Origin of the sequence: Lentzea sp. NPDC092896, assembly GCF_044754905.1 — a bacterium.
Taxonomy (GTDB): domain Bacteria; phylum Actinomycetota; class Actinomycetes; order Mycobacteriales; family Pseudonocardiaceae; genus Lentzea.
Genome location: NZ_JBIVPX010000020.1, coordinates 1 through 14,406 on the forward strand (window position 1 = coordinate 1; position 14,406 = coordinate 14,406).

Annotated in this window: 17 protein-coding genes; 10 read left to right on the forward strand and 7 right to left on the reverse strand. The window is 68.2% G+C overall.

Features of this window, described 5'->3' with window-relative positions:
- The first annotated feature begins 304 nt into the window (after nt 1-304).
- A complete protein-coding gene (locus ACIQF0_RS47415) occupies nt 305-814 on the forward strand; it encodes a hypothetical protein (RefSeq protein WP_401041565.1) in 510 nt (169 codons plus the stop codon).
- On the opposite strand, the gene ACIQF0_RS47420 is transcribed toward ACIQF0_RS47415, so the two are convergent.
- Nucleotides 803-1,219 (reverse strand): SWIM zinc finger domain-containing protein, encoded by a 417-nt coding sequence (locus ACIQF0_RS47420; protein ID WP_401041566.1) that lies wholly within the window; start codon nt 1,217-1,219, stop codon nt 803-805. The two genes, ACIQF0_RS47415 and ACIQF0_RS47420, sit on opposite strands and share 12 nt — an antisense overlap.
- 38 nt (nt 1,220-1,257) lie before the next feature.
- On the opposite strand from ACIQF0_RS47420, the gene ACIQF0_RS47425 reads away from it, so the two are divergent.
- Nucleotides 1,258-1,692 (forward strand): GNAT family N-acetyltransferase, encoded by a 435-nt coding sequence (locus ACIQF0_RS47425; RefSeq protein ID WP_360049076.1) that lies wholly within the window; start codon nt 1,258-1,260, stop codon nt 1,690-1,692.
- On the opposite strand, the gene ACIQF0_RS47430 is transcribed toward ACIQF0_RS47425, so the two are convergent.
- Together ACIQF0_RS47430 and ACIQF0_RS47435 are read right to left on the reverse strand one after the other, a co-directional pair.
- Entirely contained in the window at nt 1,689-1,913 is a 225-nt protein-coding gene (locus ACIQF0_RS47430; RefSeq protein WP_360049077.1) for a hypothetical protein, read from the reverse strand. The genes ACIQF0_RS47425 and ACIQF0_RS47430 overlap by 4 nt on opposite strands.
- Before the next feature lie 72 nt (nt 1,914-1,985).
- On the reverse strand, nt 1,986-2,108 hold the full coding sequence (locus ACIQF0_RS47435; RefSeq protein WP_401041569.1) for a hypothetical protein: 123 nt from the start codon (nt 2,106-2,108) through the stop codon (nt 1,986-1,988).
- 60 nt (nt 2,109-2,168) lie between these two features.
- Between ACIQF0_RS47435 and ACIQF0_RS47440 the strand changes: the two genes are divergently transcribed.
- Nucleotides 2,169-2,852, forward strand: coding sequence for a 3-keto-5-aminohexanoate cleavage protein (locus ACIQF0_RS47440; protein WP_401041571.1), 684 nt, complete (start codon nt 2,169-2,171; stop codon nt 2,850-2,852).
- Here the strand turns inward: ACIQF0_RS47440 and ACIQF0_RS47445 are convergent.
- Nucleotides 2,849-3,502 carry an ACT domain-containing protein gene (locus ACIQF0_RS47445; RefSeq protein ID WP_177320452.1) on the reverse strand — a complete coding sequence of 218 codons (654 nt, stop codon included), beginning with the start codon at nt 3,500-3,502 and terminating at the stop codon, nt 2,849-2,851. The two genes, ACIQF0_RS47440 and ACIQF0_RS47445, sit on opposite strands and share 4 nt — an antisense overlap.
- A gap of 230 nt (nt 3,503-3,732) precedes the next feature.
- On the opposite strand from ACIQF0_RS47445, the gene gatC reads away from it, so the two are divergent.
- The 7 genes from gatC to ACIQF0_RS47480 all read left to right on the forward strand — a co-directional run bounded on the left by gatC (nt 3,733) and on the right by ACIQF0_RS47480 (nt 12,972).
- Entirely contained in the window at nt 3,733-4,032 is a 300-nt protein-coding gene (gene gatC / locus ACIQF0_RS47450) for an Asp-tRNA(Asn)/Glu-tRNA(Gln) amidotransferase subunit GatC (protein WP_030467875.1), read from the forward strand.
- Nucleotides 4,029-5,513, forward strand: a complete 1,485-nt coding sequence (gene gatA / locus ACIQF0_RS47455; protein WP_401041574.1) for an Asp-tRNA(Asn)/Glu-tRNA(Gln) amidotransferase subunit GatA — start codon at nt 4,029-4,031, stop codon at nt 5,511-5,513. Before gatC ends, gatA begins: the two co-directional genes overlap by 4 nt.
- On the forward strand, nt 5,510-5,707 hold the full coding sequence (locus ACIQF0_RS47460; protein WP_401041575.1) for a hypothetical protein: 198 nt from the start codon (nt 5,510-5,512) through the stop codon (nt 5,705-5,707). Before gatA ends, ACIQF0_RS47460 begins: the two co-directional genes overlap by 4 nt.
- Nucleotides 5,704-7,206: an Asp-tRNA(Asn)/Glu-tRNA(Gln) amidotransferase subunit GatB gene (gatB, locus tag ACIQF0_RS47465; RefSeq protein ID WP_401041577.1), complete on the forward strand. Its 1,503-nt coding sequence runs from the start codon at nt 5,704-5,706 to the stop codon at nt 7,204-7,206. Before ACIQF0_RS47460 ends, gatB begins: the two co-directional genes overlap by 4 nt.
- A 206-nt stretch (nt 7,207-7,412) precedes the next feature.
- Entirely contained in the window at nt 7,413-7,619 is a 207-nt protein-coding gene (locus tag ACIQF0_RS47470) for a hypothetical protein (protein ID WP_401041578.1), read from the forward strand.
- A 121-nt stretch (nt 7,620-7,740) separates the two neighbouring features.
- Nucleotides 7,741-10,275 carry a CHAT domain-containing protein gene (locus ACIQF0_RS47475; RefSeq protein WP_401041580.1) on the forward strand — a complete coding sequence of 845 codons (2,535 nt, stop codon included), beginning with the start codon at nt 7,741-7,743 and terminating at the stop codon, nt 10,273-10,275.
- 210 nt (nt 10,276-10,485) lie between these two features.
- Complete coding sequence (locus ACIQF0_RS47480; protein ID WP_401041581.1) at nt 10,486-12,972, forward strand: M14 family zinc carboxypeptidase; 2,487 nt, start codon at nt 10,486-10,488, stop codon at nt 12,970-12,972.
- 110 nt (nt 12,973-13,082) lie between these two features.
- Here the strand turns inward: ACIQF0_RS47480 and ACIQF0_RS47485 are convergent, their stop codons facing one another.
- The 3 genes from ACIQF0_RS47485 to ACIQF0_RS47495 are packed head-to-tail and all read right to left on the reverse strand — an operon-like array spanning nt 13,083 to nt 14,331.
- Nucleotides 13,083-13,445, reverse strand: a complete 363-nt coding sequence (locus ACIQF0_RS47485; RefSeq protein ID WP_360049085.1) for a VOC family protein — start codon at nt 13,443-13,445, stop codon at nt 13,083-13,085.
- The gene (locus ACIQF0_RS47490; RefSeq protein WP_360049087.1) at nt 13,442-13,810 is read right to left on the reverse strand and encodes an SgcJ/EcaC family oxidoreductase; all 369 of its coding nucleotides are present in this window, start codon (nt 13,808-13,810) and stop codon (nt 13,442-13,444) included. The genes ACIQF0_RS47485 and ACIQF0_RS47490 overlap by 4 nt, the downstream gene beginning before the upstream one ends.
- Nucleotides 13,807-14,331 carry a hypothetical protein gene (locus ACIQF0_RS47495; RefSeq protein WP_360049089.1) on the reverse strand — a complete coding sequence of 175 codons (525 nt, stop codon included), beginning with the start codon at nt 14,329-14,331 and terminating at the stop codon, nt 13,807-13,809. The genes ACIQF0_RS47490 and ACIQF0_RS47495 overlap by 4 nt, the downstream gene beginning before the upstream one ends.
- Nucleotides 14,332-14,406: the final 75 nt, after the last annotated feature.

A 14,406-nucleotide genomic window follows, 5' to 3' on the forward strand; every position in this document is an offset into this window, starting at 1 on the left:
AGGGGTGTCAACTCGACGAAAAGCGTGTCGAGTTGACACCCCTGACCTGATGCAGCAAGAGCTATGGCGCGACTCGTGACGGGACCCCACCGCCCTTGCCGTTCGGTAAGGACGGCTCGCCTTCGGCTTCGCGGATGAGGACGGCTCGCCTTCGGCCTCGCGGTGAGGACCGCTCGCCTTCGGCCTCGCGCTTGGTTGGTGTGACTTGGTGTCCCTGGACTGTCGGACCACCTGAGTACGTTGAGATGTAGGGGTTCCCAGTCAGGGGGTACCCCTGCGAAAGCACGCGAATGGGGGTTCGCTGGTGAGAACAACGGCTGTCCTGCTCGTGGCCGCGGCGCTGCTGGGCGCCTCGGCCACGCCGGTCGCGTTGGCGGAGGCCGACCAGGGCGAGCTCCTCGGCATCGCCCAGCGCTACCTGCACGCCAGGGCGCAGAAGGTCACCACCGGGCCGCAGACGCCGGGCTTCGGCGTCCCGGTCACCCCGGAGCTGGCCACGAGGCTGGCCGTGCACGAGGTGAAGCTCGAAGCGGCCAGGGTGTCGGCCCGCACCCGCTACCGGGCGGCGGTGGTCGAGACGCGCGCCGAACGGTGGGACGTCGACCAGACCGGCCGGACAGTCGTGGCACATGTCTACGAACATGCCGAGCTGTACTTCGCCGAGGCCGGCACCGTCCCGTTCACCGGCTACGGCCTGCCCCACCTGCTCACCTTCCGTCGCACGGGCGAGGGCTGGGTGCTCGCCGACGTCGCACTCGGCCACTACAAGCACTGTGCGCTGCTGCCGGAAACCCAGCGGCCGTCAGAGTGCTGAGATGATCCGCGACCGCAGCTGGGGGTCGCCCGCCGCCTGCTCGTACAGCAGCTCCCGCAGGACCTCGGTGGGCAGCGATCTCAGCACGTCCTTGAGTTCTACGTCCTCGGCGTCCGGCGGCGGCACCGTCTCGCCCCGGTCCAGCAGCACCAGCCCGACAGCCACGCAGTGCTTGCAGAAGAACCCCTCAGACCCGTGCGGACAGGTGCACGCCCCCATCAGATGCGTCCCCGACCACGACAGTTCCACCACGTACGCCGAGTCGTCACCGCCTCGCACCCGCGCCGCCACGTGCCGGCTGTGCACCCGCAGGGACAGCACCGACTCGCGGTAGGTCAGGCCGCGCCAGTACGACTTGGTGCCCGCGCGGTGCAGCAGCAGCTCGGTGGTGAGGGTCGTCGACACGAGGGTCATCCAACCGGGTGACCACAGAAAGGATCAACATGATCGCGATCGGCCCACTCGAACCCGCGGACCGCGCCACGTGGCAGGAGCTCTTCGAGGGCTACAACACGTTCTACGAACGCACGCTGCCAGCGGAAACGTACGACGAGAAGTGGCAAGCCTTCCAAGCCAACGAAAACATCCACGCCCTATGCGCTCGCGACGACGACAAGGTCGTCGGCATCACGCACTTCTTCAAGCACCCCAGCACGTCCGGACCGGACGTCTGCTACCTGCAGGACCTCTTCACCGCCCCCGGGGCGCGCGGCCGGGGCGTCGGCCGCGCGCTCATCGAGGCGGTGACGGCATGGGCGAAAGAGCAGAACTGCGCCCGCGTCTACTGGCACACCAGCGAGTGGAACGAGACCGCTCGCAAGCTCTACGACCAGGTCGCGGAGAAGACGCCGTTCGTCCACTACCGCATCGTGCTCTAACGAGCCGTCGCCTCCAGGTCGAGCAACGTCACGGCCGCGCGGAAGTACTTGTTGGTGCCCAGATCACGCACGGTCTTGATGTTGAAGGCGGCCTTGAGCTTCTCCGCGTCGCCGGGGCTCACGCCCTGCAGCGCGTCGACCGGGGCGTCCAGGATGTCGGTGAGCGGCTTGTCCTCGTACGCCTTGTCGAGGAGCGAGTCGAGGTTCACGGTGATGGCCATGATCTTCATACCTCCAGAGGTGGGGCGATCACGGCAGATTCTGGAGTCAGATCCGGTATTCCGCAGTGCGAGTCATCGCTTCCGCTTGAGCGCGACCACGACGACGCCGGCCACCGCCAGCAACCCGGCCACCCCGAGCGCCAGATCGCCCACCGCCAGCTCGTTCCCTTGGGCGATCACCAGGGCCAGTCGCATGCCCTCACGGTAACCCTTGGAGCAACGCCGCCAGAAGGATTGTGTGGGACCGTATGAGGTGTGCTGCAAGCCTGCCTGAACGGCTCCCGCACAGCCGAGGAGCACCCGGCCCTGCCGTTGTCCCCCGAACGCCTCGCCGAGGACGCGGCCGACGTCGCCGCGCTCGGCGTCACGTCGGTGCACATCCATCCGAGAGACGTCATCGGCGCGCTCACGCTGGTGGGGCCTGAGGTGGCGACGACGATCGCCACCGTCCGCGCCGCCGTGCCGGGCATCGAGATCAGCGTGTCCACGAACGTGCCCGGCAACCAGGCCACGTTGATCGGCAGCTGGGCGCCGCTCGCGGCGGGGCGGCCGGACATCGCGAGCGTGCACGTGGACCAGCCCGGCTGGCGGGATCTCGCGCAGGCGCTGCACCGGGTCAACGTGCAGGTCGAACTCGTCGTCGGAAGCCCGACAGACCTCCAGGACCTGCCGGAAGGCGTCAGCCGGATCACGGTCAGCGCGACGCGTGACACGGCGGAAAGCCTGCTCGTCCAAGTGGAATCGCTCGGCCTGCCGGTCCTGGTGCACGGCCGCGACGCCGAGGCTTGGTCCGTCCTCGACTACGGCGCGCTCCTCGAGCACCACGTGCGCATGGGGCTGGAGGACACGCTTCAGATGCCCGACGGGCGCAGGGCGAAGAACAACGCCGAGCTGATCGCCATGGCCCGCAGGCGGCAGAGGTCCAGGGCCCCGAGCTAGTCGGGGAGCACCACCGCGACGATGCCGGCCAGGTGCGCCAGACGGGCCACCTCGGCCGCGCGGAACATCGGGCCGCCCGGACGTCCCACGACGAGCACGCGGTCCGGCTTGCCCAGCGGCGTCGCGGCCAGTTCGGTGCCCAGCTCGCGCCAGGTCTCCGGTACCCAGTCCTCCTCGCCGTCGAGCACGGTCGCGCGCTCCAGCGGGAACCACGGCACGTTCGCCATCCGGGTCTCCGGGGCGGCGGACGACGAGGTCAGCCGGTTGATGCCGGTGCCCTCGGGACCTACCACGACGGCCCAGCCGGCGCGGATGATCTTCGGGACGCCCTCGGTGAAGACCTCGAGGCCCTTGTGCGGGGCGTCGGCGATCTCCTCGACGAGTTCGAGTTCGCGGTGGGTGTCGAGGATGCCCGCGTACGGGCGCACCGCGTCGACCTCGACGCCCTCGATGGACTCCGCCGCGGTGATCAGCGTGTCCGGCAGGCGGCCGGACGGCAGCTCCACGACGAGGTCGTCGATGGCGATGCCGGAACCGCGTTCCACCACGTCGACGCTGAGTATGTCCGCCCCGATCTCGCCCAAAGCCGTTGCGACCGCGCCGAGGGTGCCGGGACGGTCCGGGAGCTGGACCCGGATCAGGAACGACAAGGTGAACGCCTCCATAGCTCGTGCGCGAGACCCCGCGTCTTGCGCCGTTGCCGGTCGGTGATTCTCGCAGACGCATCGTCAACGCATGACCCGCTGTCCGCGTTGCGGAACGGTTAAGTTGACGTGCCAGTCAACGGTAGACCCGGTAACCCGTTCGAAGGCGCGCCTGACCAGCCCATAGACTCACGGGGTTCCCGATTCGTATCCCGACCCTACGGGGGTTGACAGGAGTGCCCAGCATCTCCCGCGACGAGGTCGCGCACCTGGCGAAGCTCGCCAGGCTGGCTGTTACCGAGGACGAGCTCGACTTGTTCGCCGGACAGCTCGACGTGATCCTCCAGTCGGTGGCCTCGGTTGGCGACATCGCCACGGCCGACATCCCGCCGACGTCGCACGCCGTTCCGCTGACCAACGTCTTCCGCGAGGACGTGGTCCGTCCGAGCCTCGGTCAGCAGCAGGCGCTCTCCGGCGCTCCTGAGGCCGAGGACGGCCGGTTCCGCGTGCCCCGCATCCTGGGTGAGGAAGCATGACCAACGACCTGATCCACGCCACCGCGGCCGAACTCGCCGCGAAGATCCACAGCGGCGAGATCTCCAGTGTCGAGGTCACGCAGGCCCACCTGGACCGCATCGCCGAGACCGACGCGAAGGTCCACGCGTTCCTGCACGTCGACACCGAGGGCGCGCTCGCGCAGGCCCGCAAGGTCGACGCGGCCGTCAAGGCCGGTGAGCAGGTGTCCCCGCTCGCCGGCGTGCCGTTGGCGCTCAAGGACGTCATCACGACCGAGGGCGTGCCGACCACGGTCGGTTCCAAGATCCTCGAAGGCTGGATCCCGCCCTACGACGCCACGGTGACGCGCAAGCTCAAGGAAGCCGGCGTCGTCATCCTCGGCAAGACGAACATGGACGAGTTCGCCATGGGTTCGTCCACCGAGAACTCGGCGTACGGTCCCACGCACAACCCGTGGGACCTCGACCGCATCCCCGGCGGCTCCGGCGGTGGCTCGTCGGCGTCGCTCGCGGCGTTCCAGGCCCCGCTCGCGATCGGCACCGACACCGGCGGCTCGATCCGTCAGCCCGGCGCTGTCACCGGCACCGTGGGCGTGAAGCCCACCTACGGCGGTGTGTCGCGCTACGGCCTCGTCGCGTTTTCCAGCTCGTTGGACCAGGCGGGTCCGTGCGCGCGCACGGTGCTCGACGCCGCGTTGCTGCACGAGGTCATCGCCGGCTACGACCACATGGACTCCACGTCCATCAACGCGCCGGTGCCGCCGGTCGTCGCCGCGGCCCGCGAGGGTCTCAACGGTGATCTGTCCGGCCTGCGCATCGGTGTCGTCACGCAGTTCAGCGGCGAGGGCTACCAGCAGGGCGTGGCGCGCAGCTTCGAGGCCGCCGTGTCGCAGCTCAAGGAGCTCGGCGCGGAGATCGCGGACGTGTCGTGCCCGAGCTTCGACTACGCGCTGCCGGCGTACTACCTCATCGCGCCGAGCGAGTGCTCGTCGAACCTCGCCCGGTTCGACGCCATGCGCTACGGCCTGCGCGTCGGCGACGACGGCTCGCGCAGCACCGAGGAGGTCATGTCGCTGACCCGCGAGGCCGGCTTCGGCCCCGAGGTCAAGCGCCGCATCATGATCGGCACGTACGCGCTGTCGTCCGGTTACTACGACGCGTACTACGGCTCGGCCCAGAAGGTCCGCACGCTGATCACGCAGGACTTCGCGAAGGCGTTCGAGAAGTTCGACGTGCTCATCTCCCCGACCACGCCGACCACGGCGTTCAAGATCGGCGAGCGCGCGAACGACCCGATGGCCATGTACAAGGCCGACCTCTGCACGATTCCCGCGAACCTCGCGGGCACCCCTGCCATGAGCGTGCCGAGCGGTCTGTCCGATGAGGACGGAATGCCGGTCGGTCTGCAGATCATGGCTCCGGCGCTGCAGGACCACCGCATGTACCGGGTGGCCGCGGCCTACGAGGCCGCGCGCGGCGCGTTCGGAGGTCCGTCGCTGTGAACATCAAGAAGGCAAAGGGACTCCTCGGTCTCGCCGGTGCCGTCGCGGGCGCTGTGGGAGCGTTCTCCGGCTTCCGGAACGCTCGTGCGAAGAACGACAAGCTGTTGCTGGCGAACGCGATCGCGAGCATCGCCGTGGCGGTCACCGGTGCGGCGCTGGCCGCGCGCGCTCTGCGGAAGGACGACCTGGCATGACCTCTCTGGTTGAGCTGATGGACTACGACGAGGTCGTCGAGAAGTACGACCCCGTCCTGGGCCTGGAAGTGCACGTCGAACTGCACACCAACACGAAGATGTTCTGCGGCTGCGCCAACGTCTTCGGCGGCGAGCCGAACACGAACACCTGTCCGATCTGCCTCGGCCTGCCGGGCGCGCTGCCGGTGGTGAACGCGAAGGCGATCGAGTCCGCGATGCGCATCGGCCTCGCGCTCAACTGCGAGATCGCCGAGTGGTGCCGGTTCGCGCGGAAGAACTACTTCTACCCGGACATGCCGAAGAACTTCCAGACGTCGCAGTACGACGAGCCGATCGCGTTCAACGGCTGGCTCGACGTGACGCTGGACGACGGCGAGGTCATCCGCGTCGAGATCGAGCGCGCGCACATGGAGGAGGACACCGGCAAGTCGCTGCACGTCGGCGGCGCCACCGGTCGCATCCACGGCGCCGAGCACTCGCTGCTCGACTACAACCGCGCCGGCGTGCCGCTGATCGAGATCGTCACGAAGATGATCCCGGGCACCAAGGAACGCGCCCCCGAGGTCGCCCGTGCGTACGTGACGGCCCTGCGCGACCTGCTCAAGGCGCTCGACGTGTCCGACGTCCGCATGGACCAGGGCTCGCTGCGCTGCGACGCGAACGTCTCGCTCTCGCCGAAGACCACCGGCGCGCTGGGCACCCGCACCGAGACCAAGAACGTCAACTCGCTGCGCAGCGTCGAACGCGCTGTCCGCTTCGAGATGACGCGTCAGGCCGCGGTGCTGGAGTCCGGCGGCGAGGTCACCCAGGAGACCCGTCACTTCGACGAGTCCTCGGGCTCGACGTCGGCGGGCCGCAAGAAGGAGACGGCGGAGGACTACCGCTACTTCCCGGAGCCCGACCTGGTCCCGATCGCACCGTCGCGCGAGTGGGTCGAGGAACTGCGCCTCACCCTGCCCGAGCTCCCCTGGGAGCGCCGCGCGCGCATCCAGAAGGACTGGAACCTCACCGACGAGGTCCTGCGCGACCTGGTCAACGCCAACGCGCTGGACGTCATCATCGCGACGGTCGAGGCGGGCGCGAAGCCGGACGAGGCCCGCTCCTGGTGGGTGTCGTACCTCGCGCAGCAGGCCAACTCGAAGGGCGTCGAGGTCACCGACCTCGCCATCACCCCGGCCCAGGTCGCGAAGGTCATCGAGCTGGTGAACGCGGGCACGCTGACCAACAAGCTCGCCCGCGAGGTCGTCAACGGCGTCCTGGAGGGCGAAGGCTCCCCGGAAGACGTCATCGAGAAGCGCGGCCTCAAGGTCGTCTCGGACGACTCGGCGCTGGAGAAGGCCGTCGACGAGGCTCTGGCCGCCCAGCCGGACATCGCGCAGAAGATCCGCGACGGCAAGGTCCAGGCCGCCGGCGCCATCGTCGGAGCGGTCATGAAGGCCACCAAGGGCCAGGCCGACGCGGCCCGCGTGCGCGAGATCGTGCTCGCACGCTGCTCGTAGATACACATTCGCCATAAAAATCACAAAGGGTCACCTGTTCGTGCAGGTGGCCCTTTGTGATCTTAGGCCGACTGAGTGGCTGTTAGCTAAATGAGACGTATGTGTGTAGCCGTGTGTGCCACTCTCTTGCTGCAACTCATCTGGGGGGATGAGAAGTAAATAGTCCAAACGAGGGGGGAAACCTCATGAGTGGCCAGCACGAAGGTTTGTTCACAAACATCGTCGACAAGGTCAAGGACCTGTTGGACGGTGACGACGATCGCAAGGACAAGACTCCGCAGCCCGAGGATCCGCCGTTGGAGACGCAGTGCTGCGGTCTCCCTCCGGGCCAGACGCTGGTGGGCTCCTTCGAGCACGAGGCGGACTGCCCGAAGCACCCGGACAACCTGGCCAAGCAGGAAGTGTCCGGCTAGTCACACTCCGCTCTGTCCGTCGATCAGGCCAGCGCCTGGTTGGCGGACAGCGCCGTAAGGGGGCGTGTGGTGTGATGATCACATGCCCGCTCGTGCCTTGAACAGAGCGCGCGAGTTGTACATGAGCGGATTCCGCGAGCAGGAGAACTATCGGGCTCCCGCTGCCATCCGGCTCTTCAACCGTGCTCTCGAGCACGCTGATCGCGCACCAGACAGTCCGGAACGGACGGAGCTGCGGGTGCGCATCCTCTACAACCTCGGGCGCAGCCTCGGCGAGACCAGCGGCTTGAAGGTCGCGGTCGCGACTTTCGACGAGGCTCGCCGGGGGGCCGCCCTTCTGGCCGATGCCAAGCTGCGTGCGTTGCTGAACGGGTGCATCGACCACAGCCAGGGCGGGGTCGTCATGCGGCTCGGTCAGCCCGAGCAGGCCGTCCAGTGGTTCGGCCCGATGATCTCCTTCGTCGAGCACGAGATGAAGACGGCGCCAGACCAGGTCGATTCGGAACTGGTCCGGCGTCTCGCGTCTTCCTTGATCGCCAGGGCCTTCGCCAATGGGGCGGTCCGCAGGCGTGAGGCCGCTATCGCCGACCTCGAACGCGCAAGTGCTCTCTCACGCGAATTCCAGCTGGACGATCTTTACTCGTACACGCTGCACGCCCTCGCGAACACTTACAAGCAAAGTGGTGACTTGGCGGAGTCATTGCGTCGCTATGAGGAAGCAGAGCGATTCCTCCGCGCGCACGGGCCGACGTCATTGCTGGTCGGTGTTCAGTTCGACAGGGCAGAGCTGATGCTCATGGTCGGACTGTCCGATGAGGCCGGTCGGCACCTCGACGAGGCGTTGCCGGTGATGCGCAAGGAAAAGCGCCACCAGGACGTGGCCGAGGTCGAGATGTTCCGCGCGTCGGCGGCCCTGCTCGACTATCAGCTGGATCTGGCCCGGCGGATGGCGAAGCGCTCCCAGCGCAAGCTGGAGAAGCGCGGCAGCACCTGGTGGATGATGGCGGCGTTGATCGAGCTCTGGGCACACGCCATGCAGGCCAAGCGCGTCACCAACGCATTGGTTCAGAAGGCGTTGACGCTCTCCGACCAACTGGCCGCGAACCGCCTCGTGGACGAGGCCCGGCTGGCGAAACTGCTCGCGGCGCGGCTCGAAGTACGCCGTCGCAGACTTGCCGAGGGTGAGGAACTGCTCCGGCAGCTCCCCGGCCCCCGCGCCGTGACGCCGATCGACCACCGCATGCAGCGCAGACTGGTGCTCGCCGAACTGGCTCTGGCCAAGGGCAATCGTCGGTCCGCGCTGCTGCACGCGCGCAGCGGGTTGGACGAGCTGGGCAAGGTGCGCGATCAGCTCGGCGGGCTCGAGCTGGTGTCGGCGACCGCCGTGCACGGCCGGGAGCTGGGCGAGCTCGCGATCCGGCTGGTGCAGGAGAGCAACGACGCGCGGCAGCTGTTCGTGTGGCTGGAACGCACGCGAGCCCAGACCTATCGCTACGAACCACTGGAGCACGTGGAGAACACCGAGCTGGCCGAGCGGATCGTGGAGGTGCGCGGGCTGGGCCGTGACCTGATGCGTGCGGGTCTGGACGGCAGGTCGACCAGCGATCTGCGCAACAAACTGGCCAAGGCGCAGCGGGAAGCGAACCAGCTCGGGTGGAACGCGCAGCGCTGGGGCAGGCCGCGCCCGATGGCCGGGCTCGCCGAGGTGATCGCGGAACTGGGCGAGCGGGCGATGGTCAGCTTCGTGGTGTCGGGTGACGGGATCGCTGCCGTCGTCATCGCGGGCGGCCACGTGCGGATGGTCCGGCTCGGGGACGCGACCGAGGCGCTGGAGAGCGCGCGGAAGCTCCACATCGATCTCAACGCGCTGGCACCTGACCACCTGCCGGCACCGCTGGTGCAGGTCATCGGGGCTTCGGCGCGCAAGCAGGCTGATGCGCTCGATGCGATGCTGATCAAGCCGTTGATCCACCTCATCGGCGAACGAGAGTTGGTCGTGGTGCCGACCGGCACGCTCTACGCGGTGCCGTGGGGCGTCATCCCGAGCCTGCACGGACGGCCCGTCGTCACGGCGCCCAGCGCGACGGCCTGGCTGGCGGCGGCGCAGTCCGACAAGCCGCGAACCGACCGCGTGCTGCTCGTCAGGGGACCCGGCCTGCAGTTCGCGGATGGTGAGCTGGATCGGCTCGCCGCCCATCACGACAAGGCGATGGTGCTGTCGGGGGAGGACGCGACCGCGGCGGAGGTGCTCGCGCATCTCGACGGCGCAGACCTTGTGCACGTCGCGGCCCACGGTGAGCACGAGAACGAGAACGCGTTGTTCTCGCGGCTCGAACTGGCCGACGGACCGTTGTTCGCGCACGAGCTCGGCCGGCTCCGGACGCCTCCGGCGCACGTCGTGCTGGCCGCGTGCTCGCTGGCGTTGAATCGGATCCGGCCGGGGGACGAGGCGCTCGGCTTTGCGGGCGCGATGCTGGCGGGCGGTACCCGGACGGTGGTCGCCGCGGCCAGCAAGGTGGGGGACGAGGTGAGCGCGGCGGCCATGGCCGACTACCACCGGGCATTGGTCGCCGGGGCCGCGCCGGCGGTGGCGTTGGCCGAGGCGATGGCGAAGGACCCGTTCCGCCGGCCGTTCCTCTGTCTGGGTTCTGGCTAGGCCGTTCGAGTGGTTGTGCGTCGTTCGGTGAAATGAACGCGCTGGTCAGCGGTTATTTGTGCCCCATTTGGCTGGTGAGGTTGGTGAACTTTTCTCGCCGCACGTCTGGAGCTGTGCCACTCTCGACGGCACAGGTCTTGACCGAGGGGATACAACGGCCCGCCTATCGGCTCTAGTCGGTACGCGGGCCGTTGTGCGAGAAACGACCGCATGCGCAGAACTCTGCTCGCTGTTCTCCTGGCGGTGACCGCGGTGGTGGCCGCGCCCGCAACCGGAACAGCGCAACCGTCGAGTCCGGATCGAGAGCCTGGCAACGGGCCTGAGCGCAACGAGATCGCCACTCTGGACAACGCTTTCCAAGCGCAGTCCGTGCTGGCTCAGGGGGAGAACCAGGCCGACAGACACCAGGGTTATCCGCGCCGGACGAAGCTGCGGACGTACCCGGAGAACACGGCCGACAAGTCCATCAAGCTCGGCCTCGCGCCGTACCACTCGCTCGCGCCGAAGCTGAACGCGTTGCAGCAGAAGAGCAACAGGATCTCCGTCGAGGTCGTCGGCCAGTCGGGGCTCGGGCGCGACCTGTACCTGGTCACGCTGACCGCGCCGGAGAGCGCGACGGAGACCCGGATCCAGGAACGGTTCCGCGCCACCATCGAAGAGGGCCGCAACGTCCCCGCGGGGCTGTACAAGGCGCCGATCTGGATCAACAACAACATCCACGGCGACGAGTGGGAGGGCACGGACGGCGCGCTGCGCGTCATCGAGCACCTCGCCACCAGCAACGATGCCGAGACCAGGAACCTGTTGCAGCGCAGCAGGGTCTACTTCAACCTCACGGCGAACCCGGACGGCCGTGTCGCCGGCACGCGCGTGAACAACGCCGGGTTCGACCTCAACCGCGACTTCGTCACGAGCTCCCAGCCCGAGAACCGGGCCATGCAGGACATGGTGGAGCGCACCCAGCCGTTGATGATGCTGGACGAGCACGGTTACGTGACGAACACGCTGATCGAGCCGACCACGCCGCCGCACGGCCAGAACTACGACTTCGACCTGTACATCAAGCACGGTTACGCGGGCGGCCTGCAGATGGAGAAGGCCGTGCAGGCGCTCGGACATCCCGAGGCGGCGAAGCCGGAGATCCCGTTCCGCGATTACCCGGTCGGCGAGTGGGACGGCTGGGCGCCCATCTACACCGCGCAGTACTCGATGTACCACGGTGCCGTCTCGTACACGATCGAGATCCCGCAGCAGGTCAACCGGCAGGCCTACGAGACCCTGCCCGCGACGGAGTTGCAACGGCGTTCGAAGATCAACACCGACGTCGTCGAGGCCACCATCAAGACCACGCTCGACTACGTGGACGACAACCGGCGCGGCCTGATCGCGAACCAGACGGAGATGTTCCGCCGCGGCGCGGCCGGTGAGAAGCAGCGCTACATCCCGGACGGCTTCGTCCCCGGCTTCGGGCCGGAAGACCGCTTCAGCACGGAGTTCCCGCGCGCCTACGTGATCACCGCGGAACGGTCGGCACCCGCCGCCGCACGGCTCGTCGACCAGCTGGTCCGCCACGACGTGCGGGTCGAACGGGCGGAAAAGCCCTTCACCCTGGGCGGTAAGCGTTATCCGGCCGGGTCGTACGTCGTGGACATGCACCAGCCCAAGCGCGGCCTCGCGAACGTGATGCTGGAGCAGGGCAGCGACATCTCCGACAAGGCGCCGGTCATGTACGACATCTCCGGCTGGAGCCACCGCCTGCTCTGGGGCGCGTCGGTCGAGATCTTCAAGGACGGCCAGTTCCGCTTCGACGGCAAGCCGGTCGTGGCCGCCGCACCGACCGGGAACGTCGACGCCGCGCCGGGTGCCGACCTCGCCCTCGCGCTGACCGACCAGAAGGACGTCAGCGCCGTCAACGACCTGCTGTCGCGCGGTCTCGGCCTGCGCCGCCAGGACGACGGCACGATCGTCGTCCCGGCGAACGAAAGGGCCGCCGCGAAGGAGGTCGCCGACCGCTACGGCGTGCGCTTCACGACCGCCAAGCCAGGTGGTCAGGCGTTGCAGCGCAAGGTGATCGCGGCCGCCGTGTCCGCCGACGAACTGCAGGTGCTGCGCGAGTCCGGGTTCGACGTCCGCACGATCTCCACGGCGGTGCTGAACGCGGGCTTCGACTGGTCGCGGATCGACGCGCTGTACGTGGGCGCGGGCCTGAACCACACCCAGCTCAACGCCACTGCCAAGGCCGCGCTGGACGAGTTCCTCAAGCGCGGTGGTGTCGTCACGCGCGGCGCGACGGGCAGCAAGTTCAACACCGACGCCAAGCTCCTGCAGGCCACGCCCACGGCCGGTTGGGAGGACGCCAACGGCGTGGTGAACGTCGTCAACGGCACGGGTCCGATCGGCACCAACGCGTTGCCGCACTCGTTCGTCTACGCACCGCAGTGGTTCACGAACCTCGGCACGGGCGTGACGGTCGAACAGCGCTACGGCAGCACGGTGATCGCCTCGGGTCACTGGCACGCACGCGACAACGGCACCGGCGGGCAGGACGCGGCGGCGGGTCAGGCGGCGGTTGTGTCGGGCACGGCGGCCAACGGGGCGAAGGTCGTCCTCTTCGGTACGGAACCGATGTTCCGCAACCACCCGAAGGGCCTGTACGCCCAGGTCGCGCGGGCCCTCTTCTGGACGGGCACGCGCTAGCGGAGAACGGGGCGGGGAGCCCCGACAAGACCTCCCCGCCCCACTCGCTGTACCCCACATGGGGGTTCCCGGTCAGCGATCTCGGAAACCCCTGGTCAGGAAACCCCTGGTCAGGACACTCCGGGCGGCAGGAAGCCGTGCGCCGACAGGTCGAACCAGTTGCCCTCGGGATCGATCGCCCGGTACTCCGCGAACGGCCGGTCCCCGCCCCGCAGAGCAGGCCGCGGTTCCAGCGTCTCCAGGAACGGAGCCACGTCCTCGACCTGGAACCCGAAGTGGTTGAAGCCGGTCGGCACGTCGCCGTCGAGCCGCTGCTGGATCAACGCCAGGTTGAGGTACCCGTCGGTGACGAAGTGGCTGCCGTCGGGATCCGTGTGGAACAACGACATCCCGAACTTCGACGTGTAGAAGTCGGCCATCTCCTTCGCGTCCTGCACGACGAACGCGATGTGCCGCAACCGTGGCCTGGTCATGACAGTCCCTTCGGGATCATGTTGTGGAACGCGGCGATCTCCCATCCGTCCTCGCGCCGCACGACGACGGCCTGCGCGTGGGTGGTGATGCCCGCCGGGGCGATGGACGACGTGACGTGCACGACCGAGACGGTGTCGGTCAACGGCCTGATCAGGCTGATCTCCGCGGTCAGCTTGGTGTCGCGGTACGGCCCCGCGAAGAGCTGGGAGTGCCCCAGAGCCACCGCGCGCCGCCCGAACAGCTCCTCACCGCGCACGGTCACGAAGTCGACGTCCTCGGCGAAGACGGACGCGAACGCGGCGCCGTCACCGACGGCCCAGCCCTGCTCCATGCGTTGCCACAACGAGTAGATCTGTTCGGTCATGAGTGGTTCGTCCTCAACGGCAGGCGCAGGCACTCGGAGTCCCATGCGGCAAGCGAGTAGTAGAGACCGCCATGGCGGCGTTCGAGGTAGCAGACGACGTTCACGGGCCATCCGCTGTTGCGGAACATGTGCTCGTCCATCGGCGTCGGGCTGTCGCTCAACGGCTTGTTCCGCTCGCACTCGGGCCCGAGCCGGTGCCAGTCCGGGTGCAGGTGGATCGAGCCGAGCACGTCCAGGTCCCTGGCATCCGCCGCGCGCGTGATCGTCAGCAGGTCGGCCGGATCCAGCCACCAGGCCCGCACCGGGTTCTCGTACGCCGTGCCGAACCGCGGCACGATCGTCGACGCGAACTCCTCGCGTGCCGAGGGGTCCGTCAGCCGCGCGTTGCGGCCGAACGCCACCTCCGACACCACGGCCTCGGTGCCGGCGGACCGGCCGAGCAGCACCGCGAAACACGGTCTCGGTTCATCCTCGGTGATGAACGAGTATTCGGCGGACGCGGCCTCCAAAAACGTTTTCACAGCGCGATCCGAAAACAACACCGCGTCGGTGCGCGTCGGGCGCTCGGCCAATTCCATCACGTGACCGAACGTATC